Here is an 18797-nt window from a genome sequence, read left to right on the forward strand (position 1 = left end):
CGCGACTCACCCGCGTGGGGTACCCGGGACCCATGAGCTGTTAAATTCCTCGGCCGCCCGCCCTGTGACGCGGAGTGACGAAATGGGCACGCCATCGGTATGTTTTGGGGAGAAGGACACCGCTTATAGGGCCAAAGGGGTGAATCGGATTCCGGCTGCGGTCCTTTCTGAAGGGAACCTTCACATCTCCCTCATGACCTTGGTCCTGCACAGCGGCGGATACGCGGTACCTTGGAAACCCCCCCCCTCGGGCCGGTCCGCTCTCCCCCCCTGCGGACCGGCCCGTCTCCTTTTCCCGATCGGGCAGGGGTTCCCGAACACGCACCGTGATCACCAGGTGCCTCAGCGGAACGGGCGGGCTCGCCGCCCCGGGTGCCCCGTTTCACGCTCAGCGCTCCCCGGGTTCCACGGCCTCTCCGGGTTCCACGGACACCGTCATCCCGCGCACCAGTCCCCAGCCGGCCATGGCGCCCGCCTCCGCCTCCAGCACGTGCCGGGCCCGCAGCCGCGGCCGGCCGATCCGGCCCGGGGCCATGGTGCGCACGGCCAGCACGCGCAGCCGCCGGTCGAGGTAGGCGACGTCGATGGCGAACCGCATGCCGAGGGTGTGGACGCTCGCGGCGGGCGTCAGCAGCAGGGCGCCGGCGACGCCGTCGCGTCCCAGCAGACCGCGGGTGCGGGCCCGGTAGGACGCGGCGACCTCCAGCGGCACCACGCCCCCGGGCAGGCTCAGTTGCGCGGCGCCGTCGCGCAGCCGGATGCGCAATGCGGTCATCTCCCTCCGGGACACGGGCCCGTGTACGGTCGCCCGGTGCATGTCTATCCGATCGCCGTGGCGGCCGTCTGGGGAACGGGCGCGGGCCTCGTCCTGCCGCGTGCGGCCCACCGCCTGGCGGTCGGCGCCGAGCAGCCCTGGCGGATCGAGGGCCCCGAGGGGCAGGTGTACCCGGCGGGAGTGCCGGGCTGGCTGGGGCCGGTGCGCGGGACGCAGTGGTCGGCCGGGCGCTGGTACGCCCTGCTCACGGCGGTGTTGTGCGCGGCGCTGGCGGGCCGGCTGGGGGCGCGGCCCGAGCTCGCCGTCTGGCTGCTGCTGGTACCGCTCGCGGTATTGCTCGCCCGGATCGACCTGGCGGTGCTGCGGCTGCCGGACGTGCTGACACTGCCCGCCGCGGCGGGGACGGCAGCGCTGCTCGGGGTCGCCGCGACGGCTCCCGGCCACGCCGGGTCGTGGCCGCGCGCCCTGCTCGGAGGGCTGGCGCTGGGGCTGTTCTATCTCGTCCTGCACCTGGTCAATCCGGGCGGCATGGGCTTCGGGGACGTCAAACTCGCCCCCACCGCGGGGCTGGTGCTGGGCTGGTACGGCTGGGACACGCTGCTGGCCGGGACCTTCACGGCCTTCCTGCTGGGCGCCGTGACCGGGCTGGCGCTGCTGGCGGCCCGTCGCGCGGACCGCGGGACGCCGCTGCCCTTCGGGCCGTTCATGCTGGCCGGCGCCCTGGCCGGGGTGCTGCTGCTCCCCTGACCAGGACGCCGGGCGGGGACGGTCGCGGGTTACGCCTCGCTGCTGCGCGACCAGAGGTTGACGCCCGACTCCAGGGCGAAGGTGTCGATCTGCGCGAGCTCCTGGTCGGTGAGGGCCGGGGCGCCCACCGCACCCACGTTGGCCTCCAGCTGGGCGACGCTGCTCGCGCCGATCAGCGCCGAGGTGATCCGCGGGTCGCGCAGCACCCAGCTGAGCGCCAGCTGCGCCAGCGACTGGCCGCGGCCGGCGGCGATCTCGTTCAGACCGCGCAGCCGGCGCACGACCTCGTCGGTGATCAGCGTCGGGTCCAGCGACTTGCCCTGGGCGGCGCGCGAGCCCTCCGGGATGCCGTTCAGGTACTTGTCCGTCAGCAGGCCCTGGGCCAGCGGGACGAAGGGGATGCAGCCCATGCCCTCGTCGTCCAGGACGTCCAGCAGGCCCTCGTCCTCGACCCAGCGGTTGATCATGGAGTAGGAGGGCTGGTGGATCAGTGCCGGCACGCCCATCTCGCGCAGCAGCCGGGCCGCCTCGCGGGTGCGCTGCGGGCCGTACGAGGAGATGCCCACGTACAGCGCCTTGCCCTGCCGGACGGCGGACGCGAGGGCGCCCATCGTCTCCTCCAGCGGGGTCTCGGGGTCGTAGCGGTGCGAGTAGAAGATGTCGACGTAGTCCAGGCCCATGCGGCCGAGCGACTGGTCGAGGGAGGCCAGCAGGTACTTGCGGCTGCCCCACTCGCCGTACGGGCCGGGCCACATGTCGTACCCGGCCTTGGTCGAGATCACCAGCTCGTCGCGGTAGGGACGGAAGTCCTGGGCGAAGACCGTGCCGAAGTTGGACTCGGCGGAGCCGTAGGGCGGGCCGTAGTTGTTGGCCAGGTCGAAGTGCGTGACGCCGAGGTCGAACGCGCGGCGCAGGATGGCGCGCTGCGAGTCGAGGGTGCGGTCGTCGCCGAAGTTGTGCCAGAGGCCGAGCGAGATCGCCGGGAGCTTCAGGCCGCTGCGGCCGGACCGGCGGTACTCCATGGCGTCGTAGCGCTCGTCGGCGGCGCGGTAGAGAGTGCGAATGTCCACGGGAGTCGTCCTATCACGAGGGCCCCCTGCAGCCCCCGCACCCGGTTCGGCGCCCCGCGGGACGGGGCGTTAGGGTGGCCGCGGGGGGACGACCGCAGGAGGGGCCCGGCAATGAATCTGCGCGACCTGGTACGCCTCAGGTTGACCGACCTGTACGCCCACCGGGTGGAGCGGCGTCTGGACCCGGCTCAGAGCCCCAAGCACATCGGCGTCATCCTGGACGGCAACCGGCGCTGGGCCAAGGCGGCCGCGCGCACGACCGAGCAGGGCCACCGGGCCGGCGCGGACAAGATCACCGAGGTGCTCGGCTGGTCCGAGGAGACCGGCGTCCAGGTCGTGACGCTCTGGATGCTGTCCACCGACAACCTCGACCGCCCGGCGGAGGAACTCGTCCCGCTGCTCGGCATCATCGAGGACGCGGTCCGCGGGCTCGCGGCGACCGGCCGCTGGCGCGTCCACCACGTCGGGGCGAAGGACCTCCTGCCCGCGCGCACCCAGTCCGTCCTCAAGGAGGCCGAAGAGGCCACCGAGGGTGTCGAGGGCATACTCGTGAACGTCGCCGTGGGCTACGGCGGCCGCCAGGAGATCGCCGACGCCGTCCGCTCCCTGCTCCACGAGCACGCCGGACGCGGCACCTCCATCGAGGACCTCGCGGAGATCCTCGACATCGACCACATCGCGGAGCACCTCTACACCCGCGGCCAGCCCGACCCCGACCTCGTCATCCGGACCTCCGGCGAGCAGCGGCTGTCGGGCTTCATGCTGTGGCAGAGCGCCCACTCGGAGTACTACTTCTGCGAGGTCTTCTGGCCCGCGTTCCGCAAGGTCGACTTCCTGCGGGCGCTGCGCGACTACACGGCACGTCACCGCCGCTACGGCACCTGACGGCGGCCGGCCCCGCGGGGCCGGTTCCCAGCGGTGAAACGACACGCCGCGGTGGAGCACCCGTTCGGAGTATTGCCGTATCCGCCCCGCAGGGCCTCCGCGGGTGCCGCCGGTCCGTGTTCCGCAGGCCGGACCGTTCCACCCGCGCCGCCCGGCGGGAGGGCCCGTCACCGCTGCGTGGTGCCCCTCGCGCGACCGCCGGAAGCCTCCCCGCGGCGCCGGGACCGCAGGCCGGAGGCCCGGAGAGGCGCCCGGGGTGAGAGATGCGCCACACCCCGGCACGGCCGCACGCCGTGACGGACGTGGCCGGATCGCGCTGCGGGGGCGGGTGGGAGAACGGCCGGAGAAGCAGCGGAGACGTGCGGGCTTGGGCCAACGGCTGTCATATGCAGTCGCATAGGCCTCCACTTTCGAGGGAATAGATCCGTCAGACCGACATCCGGCCCATGGATGTCGGACAGCAGCGGACGGCACCTGGCTGTCCGCCCGGGAGGCCCTTTGCTCACGGACGTGCCGCTGTCAACACTTGACTCAGACGGCACTGACCGCGTCGACTCGAAGGGCCGTGGTTCGGCCCTGGTGGTCGCTCCCGGCCCTGTCCCGCGCGACGCCGTCGCACCCCGACCTCTTCCGAGGGGGTTCGTCCACACGTGGTGACCAGCAAGAATCGCCGTGAGCACGACCGGCGCACATATGTACTCGACACCAGCGTGCTGCTTGCCGACCCGCATGCCCTCCTCCGCTTCGACGAGCACGAGGTGGTACTCCCGGTCGTGGTGGTGACCGAGCTGGAGGCCAAGCGCCACCACCCGGAGCTCGGTTACTTCGCCCGCCAGGCGTTGCGGCTGCTCGACGAGTACCGGGTCCGGTACGGGCGGCTGGACGCGCCCATCCCGATCGGCGAGCTGGGCGGCACCCTGCGCGTCGAGCTGAACCATTCGGACCCGGGGGTGCTGCCGGCCGGATTCCGGCTCGGCGACAACGACTCGCGCATCCTGGCGGTGGCCCGCAACCTGCAGGCCGAGGGCTACGACGTGACCGTCGTGTCCAAGGACCTGCCGCTGCGGGTCAAGGCGTCCTCCGTCGGCCTGCTGGCCGAGGAGTACCGGGCCGAGCTGGCGATCACCTCGGGCTGGACCGGTATGGAGGAGGTGGTGGTCCCTGCCGAGCAGGTGGACGAGCTCTTCCAGAGCGAGGTCGTCGACCTGCCCGAGGCGGACGGGCTGCCGGTGCACACGGGCCTGGTCCTGCAGTCCGAGCGCGGCAAGGCGCTCGGGCGGGTCACGGCGGACGGACGCGTACGGCTGGTGCGCGGCGACCGGGAGGCGTTCGGCATCCACGGCCGCAGCGCCGAGCAGCGGATCGCGCTCGACCTGCTGCTCGACCCGGACGTCGGCATCGTGTCGATGGGCGGCCGGGCCGGCACCGGCAAGTCGGCGCTCGCGCTGTGCGCGGGGCTCGAGGCGGTTCTGGAGCGCCAGCAGCACCAGAAGGTCATGGTCTTCCGGCCGCTGTACGCCGTGGGCGGGCAGGAGCTCGGCTACCTGCCGGGCAGCGAGGCCGAGAAGATGAGCCCCTGGGCCCAGGCGGTCTTCGACACCCTGGGCGCGGTGACGTCCAAGGACGTCATCGAGGAGGTCGTGGCCCGCGGCATGCTGGAGGTCCTGCCCCTCACCCACATCCGCGGACGGTCGCTGCACGACGCCTTCGTGATCGTGGACGAGGCGCAGTCCCTCGAACGCAACGTCCTTCTGACCGTTCTGTCGCGTATCGGGCAGAATTCCCGGGTTGTCCTCACCCATGACGTCGCCCAGCGCGACAACTTGAGGGTGGGTCGGTACGACGGCGTGGTGGCCGTCGTGGAGAAGCTCAAGGGGCATCCGCTCTTCGCGCACATCACCCTGACCCGTTCCGAGCGCTCGCCCATCGCCGCGCTCGTCACGGAGATGCTGGAGGACGGACGCACCTGACCCGACCCTGCCGTCAGGGCAGTTGAGCACCGCCGCTAGGCTGCTGCGCCGCAAGGGCGCAGCAGCCTAGCGGCGTCTGTGGCCGCTACCGGGTGGTACGAGAAAATTCCGTGGCCCACGTGCCGTGTGAGGTTTGACACCCGACAGGGAATTGCGTTGACGGTGCGGCTAGGGCAGGCTGTCGGTTCTGTCAGGCCCTGCCCATGGCACACCCGTACCTACTAGCGTGCGGAACCCCAGAATTGAACAGCGTTCGCCGTGGGCCGCCCGAGCTGAATCAGCGGACTCCCGCCTCCATGTGGGAGACCCACCGGGCCAGTAGCTTCTGTGACCGGTGCATGAAGAAGCCAGTGCGAAGGGCACGATCGCGTCCGTGAGGTCACCAAGCGGGCGACGCTGGAAGGAAACCGTGTGAGCCGGATCTCGGTCCGGGGATTCGCGGTGGCTTCGGCCACTGCGGTCACCACCGTGGGCGCTGTCGTCGGTGTCGCCTCTGGTAGCGAGCAGCCGGGCCTGCAGCCCGTCGCCGCCACCGACGCGACCACCGTTCTCGCGGACATACCCGCGGGACAGCAGGTTCAGCAGGCCTCGCTGACGGAGCAGGTGCAGGCGCAGACGGACGCCGCCGACGCGAGCGCGAGGAAGGCCGCCGAGGAGACCGCCCGCAAGCAGGCGGCCAAGGACGCCGCCGCCCGCAAGGAGGCCGAGAAGAAGGCCGAGGAGCGGAAGAAGCAGGAAGCCGCGTCCCGTGCCGCGGAGCGCGCCGCCCTCGTGGTGAAGGCCTCGTACACCACCGCCGAAGTCCAGGCGATGGCGCAGGGGATCATAGGCGACTCCACCCAGTACCAGTGCTTCTCCAACATCGTCACGCGCGAGAGCGGCTGGAACTACACCGCGACGAACTCCTCTTCCGGCGCGTACGGGCTCGTCCAGGCCCTGCCCGGCTCCAAGATGGCCTCCGCGGGCGCCGACTGGCAGACCAACCCGGGCACCCAGATCAAGTGGGGCCTCAACTACATGAACAGCCGCTACGGCAGCCCGTGCGGCGCATGGTCCTTCTGGCAGACGAACCACTGGTACTAGACAATCCGCCTGGTACCACTTCGTACCGTCGCAAAGCGACACCGAGCCCCTGACCCCTGTGCGGGGTCAGGGGCTTTCTGCGCGTACGGTAGTGCGGGTCGGATAGGCCGCGGGGGCGGGGGACAGGGGTACATCGATGTCGGAGAAGCGCCAGTGGGGCGCCGGTCTGGCCGCCGAACTGGCCAGGCTGGCCGGTCGCCTTGAGGAACAGCGCCGGGCCGCGGCCGAGAAGGCGCGCGCGGAGGCGCGCGCCGAGACCCGCCGTCAGGAGGAACAGGCCGCCGCCGCGCGCCGGTACGCGCCCCGCGGCGCGGGTCCCGGGGACCCGGTGTCCCAAGTGCCGTGGAGCATGCGGGTCGCGGCCGAGGTCGGCTGGCGGCTGCTGGTGCTGGCCGGCACCGTGTGGGTGCTGATGCGGGTGATCGGCACCATCCAGCTGGTGGTGCTGGCCTTTGTGGCCGCACTGCTGATCACCGCGCTGCTGCAGCCCTTCGTGGGCCGGCTGAAGCGGCTGGGGGTGCCGCGCGGAGTGGCCACCGCGATCGTCTTCATCGGCGGCTTCGTGGTGATGGGCCTGGTCGGCTGGTTCGTGGTCTGGCAGGTCATGGAGAACGTCGACAACCTCTCCAGCAGCCTGCAGGACGGCATCAACGAGCTGAAGCGCTGGCTGCTCAACAGCCCGTTCCATGTGACCGAGGACCAGATCAACCAGATCGCCGCGAACCTCCAGGACGCGATCGGCACCAACTCCAAGGCGCTCACCGACGCCGGACTGCAGGGCGTCACCGTCGTCGTGGAACTGCTCACCGGCATCCTGCTGGCGATGTTCAGCACGCTCTTCCTGCTCTACGACGGCCGCAACATCTGGAACTGGTGCCTCAAGCTCTTCCCCGTCGCCGCCCGCGACGGACTGGGCGGGGCCGGCCCGCGCGCCTGGCGCACCCTCACCCTCTACGTGCGCGGCACGGTGATCGTGGCGCTGATCGACGCCATATTCATCGGCATCGGCATCTTCTTCCTCGGGGTGCCGATGGCGGTGCCGCTCGCCGTCATCATCTTCCTGGCCGCGTTCGTGCCGCTGGTGGGCGCGGTGGCCTCGGGCGCCATCGCGATGGTCGTCGCGCTGGTGACGCAGGGGCCGTTCACCGCGCTGATGGTGCTGGTCGTCGTACTGGCGGTGCAGCAGATCGAGGGCCACATCCTGCAGCCGTTCATCCTCGGCCGGGCCGTGCGGGTGCACCCGCTGGGCGTGATCCTCTCCGTCGCCGCCGGATCGCTCATCGCGGGGATCGGCGGCGCGGTCGTGGCCGTGCCCCTGGTCGCGGTCACCAACACCGTCGTGGTCTATCTGCGGGCCAACTCCCGGGAGGCGGCGCTGCGGTCCGCCGAGACCGAGGCCGACCCGCAGGGCGCCGCCGGGACCGCCCCGGTGGCCGCATCCGGACTCCCCGAACCCGCCCCGGAACAGAGCGCCTGAGCCGCCGCGGCGGACAGCGGACGGGCCCGGCCTCCCCCACGGGGAGACCGGGCCCGTCGCGGTGCGCGGCACGGATCACGCGTCGGCGAGAACCGCTTCCGCGTCCAGCGTCGTGGCGACCGCCTGCACGACGGCGGCGATCTTGAACGCCTCCTGGACCGTCTCGCGCTCGACGCCCGCCGAGCGGAGGACCTGCTCGTGGGAGTCCAGGCACATCCCGCAGCCGTTGATCGCCGAGACCGCCAGCGACCACAGCTCGAAGTCGGTCTTCTCGACGCCGGGGTTGCCGATGACGTTCATCCGCAGACCGGCCCGCAGGTTGCCGTACTCCGGGTCCGACAGCAGGTGCCGGGTCCGGTAGTAGACGTTGTTCATCGCCATGACGGCGGCGGCGGCCTTCGCGGCCTGGTACGCCTCGGGCGCGAGGTTCTCGCGGGCCTCCGGCTCCAGCGCGCGCAGCACGATCGCCGAGCGGGAGGCGATGGCGGTGGCCAGCACCGTGCCCCACACCTGCTGCCGCGTCAGCAGCCCCGTGTCCTCGGCGTTGCCGATCACGGAGCCGAGGTTGAGCTTGAGGTCCTTGGCGTAGTCCGGCAGCGCGGACTTCAGCTCAGCGAGCGCCATGCTCACTCACCGGCCAGGAGCTTGACGACGTCGAGGGTCTCGTCGCCCTTCTTCCAGTTGCAGGGGCACAGCTCGTCCGTCTGCAGCGCGTCGAGGACCCGCAGGACCTCCTTGGGGTTCCGGCCGACGGAGCCGGCGGTCACCATGACGAACTGGATCTCGTTGTCCGGGTCGACGACGAAGGTCGCGCGCTGGGCGACACCGTCCTCGCCCAGGATGCCGAGGTCGGCGCAGAGCTCGCGCTTGATGTCCGACATCATCGGGAACGGCAGGTCGCGCAGGTCGTCGTGGTCCTTGCGCCAGGCGTGGTGCACGAACTCGGAGTCCACGGAGAAGCCGAGGATCTGCGCGTCGCGGTCGGCGAACTCGTCGTTCAGCTTGCCGAACGCCGCGATCTCCGTCGGGCAGACGAAGGTGAAGTCCTTCGGCCACGCGAAGTAGACCTTCCACTTGCCCTCGTACGACTTGTGGTCGATCTGGGCGAAGGCCTTCTCGGGGTCGAGGTCGACACAGGCGGTCAGTTCGAACGCGGGGAACTTGTCACCGACGGTGAGCACGCGCACTCCTTGTGAGGGTTGAGACCGGCGGCGGGGTGGCCGAACCGGTCCCATGGTGGGTCGCCGTCAGCCTGTCATGAGCCCACTGATCAGTGAAATCGTCCCCGCGGGCCGCATTGATCGGCCCTGCTTATCGACGGATGGGCCAAGGGCGTGGCTGCGCAGAGTGACCGCCGAGTGAGGGGCGCCCGACGCCCGGAGTTCGTCCTCCCGTGGCCCCGGGAGTGGCCGGTGTTCGCGAGCGGCGCGGGTGACGGGACGGGACGAGCCGCCGCTGACGGCTTTGCCGGCGGTGGTGACAGGGCCGCGCGCGGCGGCCTGCCGTACCGGCGGTGGCAGTGATCGAGGCGATCTCCTTGCACGCGACCCGGTGTCCGGGCGCCGACGGGACCGACCCGGTGCTGACGCTGCGGGCGGCCGGGGCCGGCCTGGACGCGGCCCGCGTCCGGTCGTCCTCGGCTGCGCCCGCCGCCACCGCTGCGCCGACGCCCGTACCGGTCACTCCCTGCCCGATCGACCGAGGCGGTGGGACAGGGCGGACGGTCCGCCTCCGGTTGCGCGGCTAAACTGTGCGGCCGTTGATCGGAGGCGGTTATCAGTAGTCAGCGCGCGACCCGGCGCCAGCCCAGTCTGTCCCAGCTGCGGGCCTTCGCGGCCGTCGCCGAGCACCTGCACTTCCGGGACGCGGCCGCCGCGATCGGTACCAGCCAGCCGGCCCTGTCGGGCGCGCTGGCGGCCCTGGAGGACGTGCTCGGCGTGGTGCTGGTCGAGCGCACCACCCGCAAGGTGCTGCTGACGCCGGCGGGGGAGCGGGTCGCGGTGCGGGCGCGGGCGGTGCTGGAGGCGGTGGGCGAACTGCAGGACGAGGCGGAGGCGGCGCGGGCGCCGTTCACGGGCGTACTGCGGCTCGGGGTGATCCCGACGGTCGCCCCCTATCTCCTGCCGAGCGTGCTGCGGCTGGTGCACGGCACGTACCCGGACCTGGAGCTGCAGGTGCACGAGGAGCAGACCGCGTCCCTGCTGGAGGGCCTGTCGGCCGGACGGCTGGACCTGCTGCTGCTCGCGGTGCCGCTGGCCGCGCCGGGCGTGGTCGAACTGCCGCTCTTCGACGAGGACTTCGTCCTGGTGACGCCCGGCGACCACTGGCTGGCCGGACGCGTGGACCTGCCTCGCGAGACGCTGCGCGAGCTGGATCTGCTGCTTCTGGGCGAGGGCCACTGCCTGCGCGACCAGGCGCTCGACGTGTGCCGCGAGGCCGGCCGCACACGGGGCGCGGTCGCGACGACCAGCGCGGCCGGGCTGTCCACGCTGGTCCAGCTGGTGGCCGGCGGGCTCGGAGTGACGCTGCTGCCGCGCACGGCGGTCACGGTGGAGACGGGACGCAGCGCGGCCCTCGCGACGGGCTACTTCGCGCACCCGGCGCCGTCGCGGCGGATCGCCCTGGCGATGCGCGCGGGCACCGCGCGCGCGGAGGAGTTCGAGGCGTTCGCCTCCGCGCTGCGCGGTGCCCTGGCACCGTTGCCGGTGCGGTTCGCCTGCTGAACCGCACCGGCCGGGCGGTCACTCCGTGCGCAGTCCGTCCGGGCGCATCATGCGCCACAGCGGCGGCAGGCTGAGCAGGGTGACCAGCAGGACGACGCCCGCGGCGATGCCGCTCATGGTGGCGACGCTGCCCCAGGCGAAGTGCAGCGGCGCGTTGACCATCTTCAGCAGGGCCGCGCCGAGCCCGGCACCGCCGATCACGGCCAGGACGAGCCCGAGCGCGACCGGGAGCGCGGTCTGCCACAGCACGGACAGCCCGAGCACCGAGCGCCGGGTGCCGAAGGCGACCAGGACCGCCAGCAGCTTCCTGCGCTCGCGCAGCTGCTCCAGCATCGAGACCAGCAGGCTCGCGCCGATCAGGGCCAGAGTGGCGGCGGCGCCGACGAGCAGGCCGCGCCGGATGGTGACGAACTTGCCGTCCTCGGTCGTGCTCTCGAGCGTGTAGATGTTGCTGCCGAGCGGATCGAGACGCACCGCGGTGTTGCGGGCCTGGTCGAACGCGTCCGGCACGTGCCGGTCGAGCCGCAGCAGGACCTTGACGTCCGGGCGGTGCAGCAGTGCGACGTCCAGCGCCCGGGGGGTGGCGAAAACGCCCCACTCCTGGTTGCCGTCCGGGGAGGTGCGCGAGGTCACCCGGTGGGCGCCGGCCGGCACCGTCCACAGCCGCGGCGTGCCGGTGTAGTGGTCCTCAAGCGGCATGTTGAGGTCGATCGCGCGGCCCGGCCGCACGACGGCGTCGATGTCGCCGTAGCCGTTCGGGTCGTCGGCGAGGAACACGTCGCCGTCCTTGCAGTCGCGGCCGACGTTCACCAGTTCGCCCAGCGTGGCGCAGTCGGCCACCATGACCGGCGCGGACTGCACGTCGGTCATGGGCTTCTTGGTGGAGGTGTCCGCAGGAACGGCGAACGAGGAGACCACGCCGAGCGCCTCGCGCACCCCCGGGGTCCTGGCGAAGGCCTGCTCGGCCCGGTGGGCCTCGGCGCCGGTGCTGACCTGGGTGGTGGCGACCATCTGGGCCCGGTCCGGGTCCTTGCCGCTGTCGCTGACGAAGTCGCTCTGCACCCCGGTGAAGAGGGTCTGCAGGGCGATCGCCCCGGCCACCGCCGCCGTCACGCCGCTGACCATGCGCGCCGAGGCACTGCTGTTGAGCTGGATCCGGCGGGTGGCCAGCTGCCAGGGCACGGGGCCGCCGCGGAAGCGGCCGACGACCGCCTCGACGACCCAGGGCAGCAGGGCGGTGAGCCCCACGAGGAGCAGGACCGTGCCGGCGGCCACCTGATAGGAGTTGACCTCGCTCTCCTGGCTGATCGAACCGAAGAGCGGAGCCAGCAGCCCGACGCCGGCCAGCGGGATCAGCAGCCGCCACCACAACCGGCGGCGGCGCGCGGTGGCGTTGCGCACCACGCCGAGCGGCTCGATCGCGATGCCGCGCATGGCCAGCAGGGTCACCGCCACCGCGGCGGCCGGCACCGCCAGGGCCACGAGCAGGGCGAGCCCGGCGCCGGGTGTGACATCGGAGGGGAAGACGCTGATGTCGTACAGCGTCACGTCGGACGCGAACTGCCGGGTGACCAGGAACAGCGCTGCGCCGACGGCCAGTCCGAGCAGTGAGCCGAACAGTGCCTCGCCGGCCGCGATCCGCCGGGTCATCCGGCTGTCCGCGCCGACCAGGCGCAGTGCGGCCAGTCTGCGGTCGCGGCGCTCGCCGCCGAAGCGGACGGCGCTGCCGATGAAGACCGCCACCGGCAGCAGCAGTACCACGAAGATGATGATCACCAGCAGCGAGAGGATCCCGCCCAGCGGGTCGGAGTGGACCGCGCCGCGTCCGAAGTACGGGATGCGGGTGGCGTTCCCGGTGCCGGCGTTCTCGCCGTCGTCCCAGGCGACGAGTTTGTCGCTGCCCGCGTAATAGGTCAGTTCGGCCGGCCCCACCAGGCCGTTGTCGCCGATGACACCGGTGATCCGGTAGTCCAGGCGGTCACGCAGCAGCTTGCTGCCGGGCTTGTCGAGCAGCCGCTTCAGGGCGGGGGAGACCACCATCTCGCCGGGGGCGGGCATCGCCTTGACGCCGGGCGGCAGGACGGGGCGGTCACCGTCGGCCTTCAGGAGCACGCCTCGGACGTCGTCGTTGCGGAAGGTGGTGTTCGCCACGGCGAACAGCACCGTGCTCGCGCTGGCCTTGGGCGACGCCTTGAACCAGGAGTAGTCCCGTTCGTAGCCGCGGTCGTTGCGGGCTCCCAGCATGGCCGGGACCGATGCGGCCACCAGCAGCAGCGCCACGCCGAGGCCGACGCCGACCGCGGTCAGCACGGTACGGGTCCAGCCCTCGCGGCCGCCGGTGGTGGCGAAGCGGAATCCCAGGCCCACGTCGCGGACCCAGCCGGACAGGGTGCCGCCCCGCGCGGTCGACTGGGAGTTCATGCCACCCGCTCCATGTCCCGCGACTTGCCGTCCCGCACCACGACCTCGCGGTCGGAGTAGGCGGCGACGCGCGCCTCGTGGGTGACCAGGACGACGGCTGCGTTGGTGTCGCGGGCGGCGTCGGTGAGCAGGCGCATCACACGCTCGCCGTTGAGCGAGTCCAGGGCGCCGGTCGGCTCGTCGGCGAAGACCACCCGCGGGCCGGTGACCAGTGCGCGGGCCACCGCGACGCGCTGGCCCTGGCCGCCGGAGACCTCGCCGGGCCGCTTGCCGGTGAGGTCGTCGACCTCCAGCCGGGCCATCCACTCCGTGGCGCGGGTCTCCGCCTCCTTGCGCTTGACGCCGTTGAGCCGCAGCGGCAGCGCCACGTTCTCCACGCAGGTCAGCTCGGGCACGAGCTGGCCGAACTGGAAGACGAAGCCGAACTCGCCGCGGCGCAGGGCGCTGCGCTCGGCGTCGCTCATCGCGGTCAGCTCCCGTCCCTGGTACAGCACCTGGCCGGAGTCCGGCCGCACGATGCCGGCCAGGCAGTGCAGCAGCGTCGACTTGCCGGAGCCGGAGGGCCCCATCACGGCGACGACCTCACCGGCGCGTATCGCGAAGTCGGCGCCGTCCAGGGCCGGGGTGGGTCCGTAGGCCTTGTGCAGGCCGACGGCTTCCAGCAAACGGTCCGTGGTGGTCATGCGGTTACCTCCGCCGCGAGTCGGTCCAGTCGTGAAGTGGTGAGTTCCAGCCACCGCAGGTCCGCCTCGAGGTGGAACAGGGCGTGGTCGCAGACCAACTGGTCCGCGAGGTCGCCGTCGCGCTTGCGCGCGGTCAGTTCCCGCATCAGGCGCAGGTGCTCCGAGCGCTGGGTGTCGAGCAGGTCGGCGGCGCTGCGACCGGTCAGCAGCGCGAGGACGACCTTGGTGTAGAGGGTGCTCTGCAGGTAGGGCTCGGGCTTCTCCGGTTCCGCGAGCCACTTGCCGACGTCGGTGATCCCGGCGTCCGTGATCGCGTACCGCTTGCGCTCCGGGCCGCCGCCGGCCTCGATGCCGTCGACCTCGACGAGCCCGTTCTTCAGCAGCCGCGCCATGGTCGAGTAGACCTGACCGTAGTGCAGCGGGCGGTCGTGGCCGAACTTGTGGTCGAATTCCCGTTTCAGGTCGTAGCCGTGGCGGGGGCCGGACTCCAGGAGCCCGAGCAGGGTGTGGCCGATGCTCATGCGGAGGACTCTACATGAGGCGTATACCCGCAGTGTATAGAGCGCGAGTACAGTGACGAGGGTGTGACAGAACCCCTTCCGACCTGGGTTTTTCTCGTCCCGGGGCGGCTGCGGACACGATGCAGCCCCGGGGCACGGACGGACATCACGTGCGCCGGGGCTGCGATCAGGAGGAGGTCACAAGCCGTTGACGTTGGCGGCGATGCGGTCGCCGACCTCCTTGTCGATGTTGCGCCAGTACTGCACGGCGCGCTCCAGGACCGGGGCGCTGACCCCGTTCTTCAGGTGCCCGGACACATTGGAGACCAGCCGGTCGCGGGCGGCGTCGTCCAGGACCTGCCGGACCATCGTCCCGGCCTGCCCGAAGTCGTCGTCCTCGCGGTGCAGCTTGTAGGGCTCGTGCACCATGTTGCCCGCCACCTCCCAGCCGGCCGGCTCGCCGAACCGCTGGATGTCGGCCTCGGGCCCGCCGAAGGAGTTCGGTGCGTACGGCGCGGCGGTGCGCGACGGCTCGTAGCGCATCGGCCCGTCCTTGGCGTACGAGCGCACCTCGGTGTGCGGGCGGTTCGGCGGCAGCTGCGCGTAGTTCGGGCCGATCCGGTAGCGGTGGGTGTCCGCGTACGAGAACAGCCGGCCGAGGAGCATCTTGTCCGGCGAGGGGCCGATGCCGGGCACCATGTTGCTGGGCTCGAAGGCGGCCTGCTCGATGTGGATGAAGTAGTCCTCGGGGTTCTTGTTGAGGGTCATCCGGCCGACCTCGATCAGCGGGTAGTCGCCGTGCGGCCACACCTTGGTGAGGTCGAAGGGGTTGAACCGGTAGTCCGCCGCGTCGTCGAACGGCATGATCTGCATGTACAGCGTCCACGAGGGGTGGTCGCCGCGCTCGATGGCCTGGTACAGGTCACGGCGGTGCAGATCGCCGTCGGCGCCCGCGTAGTGGTCGGCCTCCTCCTGGGTGAGGAAGTCGATCCCCTGGTCGGTCTTGAAGTGGTACTTGACCCAGAACCGCTCTCCGCCGGCGTTGACCCACATGTAGGTGTGGGAGCTGTAGCCGTTCATGTGGCGGTACGACTTGGGCACGCCGCGGTCGCCCATCAGCCACGTGACCTGGTGCGCCGACTCGGGGGACAGCGTCCAGAAGTCCCACTGCATGTTGTTGTCGCGCAGTGAGCTGTCACGACGGCGCTTCTGGCTGCGGATGAAGTCCTGGAACTTCATCGAGTCGCGCACGAAGAAGACCGGCGTGTTGTTGCCGACCATGTCGTAGTTGCCGTACTCGGTGTAGAACTTCAGCGCGAAGCCGCGCGGGTCGCGCCAGGTGTCGGGGCTGCCCATCTCACCGGCCACCGTCGAGAAGCGGGCCAGCATCTCCGTCCGCCGTCCCGGCTGGAACAGGTCGGCCTTGGTGAACTGGCTGACGTCGTTCGTCACCTCGAAGACGCCGTACGCGCCCGAACCCTTGGCATGCACCACGCGCTCGGGAACCCGCTCGCGGTTGAACTGCGCCATCTTCTCGATCAGGTAGTGGTCCTGGAGGAGGATGGGGCCGTCCGAGCCCACCGTGAGCGAATGCGCATCGCTCTCCACCGGAATCCCGGCGTTGTTGGTGGTGTAGGGGGTGCTCATGTGAATGTGTCCTCCCGTCGATCTTCGGAAGAGTCCGTCGGGGGCTCCTGGTCGCTAACGACCACACAAACACTGAATCACCGGCTCGGCACGCCGGGCAATGCCTTCCGGCCACCGTTCTGGACAAAGTCCAAAAATAAATCCGATACGGACACGCAGCGTCTAGCGCTGCACACCGCCCGGAATGCCCATTTCGAACCAGACCACCTTTCCGGCGCTCAGCCGGGTCGCTCCCCACCGCTGGGCCATCCGGTTGACCAGGTACAGCCCACGGCCGCCCTCGTCCTGCGGCTGGGCATGGCGCATCCGCGGCAGCGTCGGGGCGTCGTCGCCCACTTCGCAGCGCAGCACGTCGGTGCGGAGCAGCCGCAGCGTGATGGGCCGTTCGGCGTACCGCACCGCATTGGTGACCACCTCGCTGACCAGCAGCTCGGTCGCCTCCGCCAGCGAGTCCAGGTCCCAGCGGCTGAGCGCCTGGCGCACCAGGCGCCGGGCCCGGCCCGCGGTCTGGGCGCGCGGCTCGAGGAACCAGTACGCCACGTCGCGCGGCGCGATGCCGTCGAAGCGGGCGGCGAGCAGCGCGATGTCGTCGTCCCGGTCGCCGGGGCCGACGATCTCCAGCACCTCGTCGCACAGCGGCTCAAGCGGCGGCGGGCACATCACCGCCGAGGCCGTGTGCAGCCGCTCGCGCAGCATCTCGATGCCGCCCCACACGTCCCGTGCGCGGGACTCCACCAGGCCGTCGGTGTACAGCAGCAGCGTCGCCCCGGCCGGAGCCGGCAGCTCGACCGCCTCGAACGGCACGCCGCCCACGCCGATCGGCGCGCCCGGCGGCACACGCAGCACCTCGGCCAGCCCGTCGGCGTGCAGCAGTACCGGCGGCGGATGACCGGCGTTGGCGATGGTCACCCGGTGCGCGATCGGGTCGTAGACGGCGTAGATACAGGTGGCCATGCGGTCCTGGCCGAGCCGCTGGGCCTGCTCGTCCAGGTGGTAGAGGACCTCCTGCGGCGACAGGTCCAGGCCCGCCAGGGTCTGCACGGTGGTCCTCAGCTGGCCCATGATCGCTGCCGAGGTCATGGAGTGGCCCATGACGTCGCCGACGACCAGCGCCACCCGGCTGCCGGGCAGCGGGATCGCGTCGTACCAGTCACCGCCCACCCGGGCGGACTCGGCGGCCGGCAGGTAGCGGCTGGCGAGCCGGACGCCCGTGGGCTCGGGCAGGGAGTCCGGCAGCATCTCGCGCTGCAGGGAGTCGGCGATCGACGCCTCGCGGTCGTAGAGCACCGCCTTGTCGACGCCCAGCGCGGTGTGGGTGGCCAGCTGCGCGGCCACCAGCAGGTCGTCGGGGTCGAAGGCGGGCCGGTCGGGACGGCGCAGCAGCACGGTCGCGCCGATCACCCGGCGGCGGCCGCGCAGCGGGGCCAGGATGGCGCGGCGCCCCGTCGGAAGCTCTAACGTGTCGCCGGACTCCGCCTCCGGGCAGCCGCCCACCAGCTCGTGGAGCGCGGCCGTGGCCTGCGGGTTGTCGGAGAAGACCGGGCGCACACCGCGCAGCACCTCCGCCAGCGCCCCGTCCAGCGTCACGTCCACGGCCTCCGCGGCCGCGCCGTACTGGCCCTCGGTGGACGGCACCACCGGCATCAGCAGGCCCTCGACGGGCTGCTCGGTGTCGTCCGGCACGCGGTCGGTACGGCGCAGCCGCAGGACGAGCGGGCCCGAGGGACGCTCGTCGCCGACCGGCAGCGGGTCGCGCAGATAGACCAGGATCGCGTCGGCGAAGGCCGGCACCGTCGAGCGGCACAGGCCCAGCACGATCTCGTCCAGGTCCAGGCCGCGGGCGATGCGGCGGGTGGCCGCGCCGACGTAGCGCAGCCGCTCGGCCTCGGCCTGCCCGGCCCGGCCGCGGTTCTGCGAGCCGATCTTCTTCAGCGGGCGGCCCGCGGTGGAGTCGTCGTCGACCGGGTGGCCGCCGGGGCCGCCGTGCCGGCCGCCCGAGCGCGCGGCGGGAACCCCGGTGTCCGGCATCCGGGCACGGGTGCGCGGTTCGCCGCCCTCCGGCTGAGCAGGGCCGGGGGCGCCGGGCGTGCCCGGGGTGCCGCCGGTGGCGGAGGCGCGGCGACCGGGCTCGACCGGGGCGGCCATGGCCGTGGCCGCCCGCAGGTCGTGCGGGGAGGGGTGGTCCCACGGCCGGCCGGTGGACTCGTCGCCGGGGGCGCCGGGCGAACCGGGGGAGCGCAGATGTGCGGACTGCCGGCCCCGGGCGGCGTCGGCGGTGGTGCCCGCGATCGCGTGCTGGACCCCGGTGGCGCTCTCGGCGGCCACCACGCCGGCGGCCTGACGGTCTCTCACCTCGGCGGATCTGCGGTCGGGCCGGGTGCCGCGGGTGCCGCGGCGGCCGGCCCGGCCGGCCTTGGCGGGAGCGCCGGTCTCGCCGCCCGACTGCCGCTGGGTGGGCGGAACGGGCTGCAGGGACGGTGTGCCGGGATCGCTCCCGGCCGCGCCGGCGGCGCGCTTGGCCGCGCCTGCGCCACCGCCGCGCCGGGGCCGCCGGGGGCGGCCGGAGGACGACCCGGCCGGGGCGGAGGAAGGGGCGGGGGCCTGGTTCTGTACGGGCTGCGCCGCGCCGGCCTCGCCGGCCGCCGTCGCGGCCTCCGGGGTCAGCCGGAATCCGGTCCGCGGATCGGGGACCGGCTCGGGGTCGCCCGGACGTGCCGGGCCGGCCGCTGTCGCCTGGACGGCGGCCTGCTCAGAAATGCGCTCCGTGCTCACGCTGGTCGTTCCATCCGGTCGGGTGCGTCACGTGCGGGGCACGT

At 72.1% G+C, this 18797-nt stretch carries 15 protein-coding genes; 6 read left to right on the forward strand and 9 right to left on the reverse strand.

The genetic code is table 11. The features are described from left to right. Positions 1 to 388: 388 nt before the first annotated feature. Complete coding sequence (locus tag ACIP98_RS05040; RefSeq protein WP_401973788.1) at positions 389 to 775, reverse strand: DUF192 domain-containing protein; 387 nt, start codon at positions 773 to 775, stop codon at positions 389 to 391. A gap of 36 nt (positions 776 to 811) precedes the next feature. Here ACIP98_RS05040 and ACIP98_RS05045 point away from each other — a divergent pair, with 36 nt between their 5' ends. After that, positions 812 to 1522: a prepilin peptidase gene (locus ACIP98_RS05045; protein ID WP_401973790.1), complete on the forward strand. Its 711-nt coding sequence runs from the start codon at positions 812 to 814 to the stop codon at positions 1520 to 1522. A gap of 29 nt (positions 1523 to 1551) precedes the next feature. Here the strand turns inward: ACIP98_RS05045 and mgrA are convergent, their stop codons facing one another. Beyond that, the gene (mgrA, locus tag ACIP98_RS05050; RefSeq protein WP_319658746.1) at positions 1552 to 2592 is read right to left on the reverse strand and encodes an L-glyceraldehyde 3-phosphate reductase; all 1041 of its coding nucleotides are present in this window, start codon (positions 2590 to 2592) and stop codon (positions 1552 to 1554) included. A 111-nt stretch (positions 2593 to 2703) separates the two neighbouring features. On the opposite strand from mgrA, the gene ACIP98_RS05055 reads away from it, so the two are divergent. From ACIP98_RS05055 to ACIP98_RS05070, 4 genes are all read left to right on the forward strand, one after another. Further along, on the forward strand, positions 2704 to 3477 hold the full coding sequence (locus ACIP98_RS05055; RefSeq protein WP_319658748.1) for an isoprenyl transferase: 774 nt from the start codon (positions 2704 to 2706) through the stop codon (positions 3475 to 3477). A gap of 650 nt (positions 3478 to 4127) precedes the next feature. Beyond that, positions 4128 to 5447: a PhoH family protein gene (locus tag ACIP98_RS05060; RefSeq protein ID WP_319658749.1), complete on the forward strand. Its 1320-nt coding sequence runs from the start codon at positions 4128 to 4130 to the stop codon at positions 5445 to 5447. 411 nt (positions 5448 to 5858) lie between these two features. Beyond that, positions 5859 to 6530 carry a transglycosylase SLT domain-containing protein gene (locus tag ACIP98_RS05065; protein WP_319658750.1) on the forward strand — a complete coding sequence of 224 codons (672 nt, stop codon included), beginning with the start codon at positions 5859 to 5861 and terminating at the stop codon, positions 6528 to 6530. A 136-nt stretch (positions 6531 to 6666) separates the two neighbouring features. Then, entirely contained in the window at positions 6667 to 8007 is a 1341-nt protein-coding gene (locus ACIP98_RS05070; RefSeq protein ID WP_401973792.1) for an AI-2E family transporter, read from the forward strand. Between the two features lie 75 nt (positions 8008 to 8082). Here ACIP98_RS05070 and ACIP98_RS05075 read toward each other — a convergent pair whose 3' ends face one another. Both ACIP98_RS05075 and ACIP98_RS05080 read right to left on the reverse strand, forming a co-directional pair. Continuing rightward, the gene (locus ACIP98_RS05075; RefSeq protein WP_319658752.1) at positions 8083 to 8631 is read right to left on the reverse strand and encodes a carboxymuconolactone decarboxylase family protein; all 549 of its coding nucleotides are present in this window, start codon (positions 8629 to 8631) and stop codon (positions 8083 to 8085) included. Between the two features lie 2 nt (positions 8632 to 8633). Continuing rightward, entirely contained in the window at positions 8634 to 9188 is a 555-nt protein-coding gene (locus ACIP98_RS05080; protein WP_319658753.1) for a peroxiredoxin, read from the reverse strand. 594 nt (positions 9189 to 9782) lie between these two features. On the opposite strand from ACIP98_RS05080, the gene ACIP98_RS05085 reads away from it, so the two are divergent. Further along, the gene (locus ACIP98_RS05085) at positions 9783 to 10730 is read left to right on the forward strand and encodes a LysR substrate-binding domain-containing protein (RefSeq protein ID WP_319658828.1); all 948 of its coding nucleotides are present in this window, start codon (positions 9783 to 9785) and stop codon (positions 10728 to 10730) included. An 18-nt stretch (positions 10731 to 10748) separates the two neighbouring features. On the opposite strand, the gene ACIP98_RS05090 is transcribed toward ACIP98_RS05085, so the two are convergent. The 5 genes from ACIP98_RS05090 to ACIP98_RS05110 all read right to left on the reverse strand — a co-directional run bounded on the left by ACIP98_RS05090 (position 10749) and on the right by ACIP98_RS05110 (position 18753). Then, positions 10749 to 13151: an ABC transporter permease gene (locus tag ACIP98_RS05090; protein ID WP_401973793.1), complete on the reverse strand. Its 2403-nt coding sequence runs from the start codon at positions 13149 to 13151 to the stop codon at positions 10749 to 10751. Continuing rightward, the gene (locus tag ACIP98_RS05095) at positions 13148 to 13834 is read right to left on the reverse strand and encodes an ABC transporter ATP-binding protein (protein WP_319658755.1); all 687 of its coding nucleotides are present in this window, start codon (positions 13832 to 13834) and stop codon (positions 13148 to 13150) included. The genes ACIP98_RS05090 and ACIP98_RS05095 overlap by 4 nt, the downstream gene beginning before the upstream one ends. Then, on the reverse strand, positions 13831 to 14355 hold the full coding sequence (locus ACIP98_RS05100; RefSeq protein WP_319658756.1) for a PadR family transcriptional regulator: 525 nt from the start codon (positions 14353 to 14355) through the stop codon (positions 13831 to 13833). The genes ACIP98_RS05095 and ACIP98_RS05100 overlap by 4 nt, the downstream gene beginning before the upstream one ends. A gap of 177 nt (positions 14356 to 14532) precedes the next feature. Continuing rightward, positions 14533 to 15981 carry a catalase gene (locus tag ACIP98_RS05105; RefSeq protein WP_401973794.1) on the reverse strand — a complete coding sequence of 483 codons (1449 nt, stop codon included), beginning with the start codon at positions 15979 to 15981 and terminating at the stop codon, positions 14533 to 14535. A gap of 162 nt (positions 15982 to 16143) precedes the next feature. Beyond that, positions 16144 to 18753, reverse strand: a complete 2610-nt coding sequence (locus ACIP98_RS05110) for a SpoIIE family protein phosphatase (protein WP_401973796.1) — start codon at positions 18751 to 18753, stop codon at positions 16144 to 16146. Between the last annotated feature and the right edge of the window lie 44 nt (positions 18754 to 18797).

The organism is Streptomyces sp. NPDC088354 (assembly GCF_044753585.1).
Lineage (GTDB): Bacteria > Actinomycetota > Actinomycetes > Streptomycetales > Streptomycetaceae > Actinacidiphila.

Bases quoted from the DNA above. Each gene is read 5' to 3' on its own strand.
- ACIP98_RS05040 (WP_401973788.1), bottom strand. From the start codon at position 775: ATGACCGCATTGCGCATCCGGCTGCGCGACGGCGCCGCGCAACTGAGC.
- ACIP98_RS05055 (WP_319658748.1), top strand. From the start codon at position 2,704: ATGAATCTGCGCGACCTGGTACGCCTCAGGTTGACCGACCTGTACGCC.
- ACIP98_RS05070 (WP_401973792.1), top strand. From the start codon at position 6,667: ATGTCGGAGAAGCGCCAGTGGGGCGCCGGTCTGGCCGCCGAACTGGCC.
- ACIP98_RS05075 (WP_319658752.1), bottom strand. From the start codon at position 8,631: ATGGCGCTCGCTGAGCTGAAGTCCGCGCTGCCGGACTACGCCAAGGAC.
- ACIP98_RS05090 (WP_401973793.1), bottom strand. From the start codon at position 13,151: ATGAACTCCCAGTCGACCGCGCGGGGCGGCACCCTGTCCGGCTGGGTC.
- ACIP98_RS05095 (WP_319658755.1), bottom strand. From the start codon at position 13,834: ATGACCACCACGGACCGTTTGCTGGAAGCCGTCGGCCTGCACAAGGCC.
- ACIP98_RS05100 (WP_319658756.1), bottom strand. From the start codon at position 14,355: ATGAGCATCGGCCACACCCTGCTCGGGCTCCTGGAGTCCGGCCCCCGC.
- ACIP98_RS05105 (WP_401973794.1), bottom strand. From the start codon at position 15,981: ATGAGCACCCCCTACACCACCAACAACGCCGGGATTCCGGTGGAGAGC.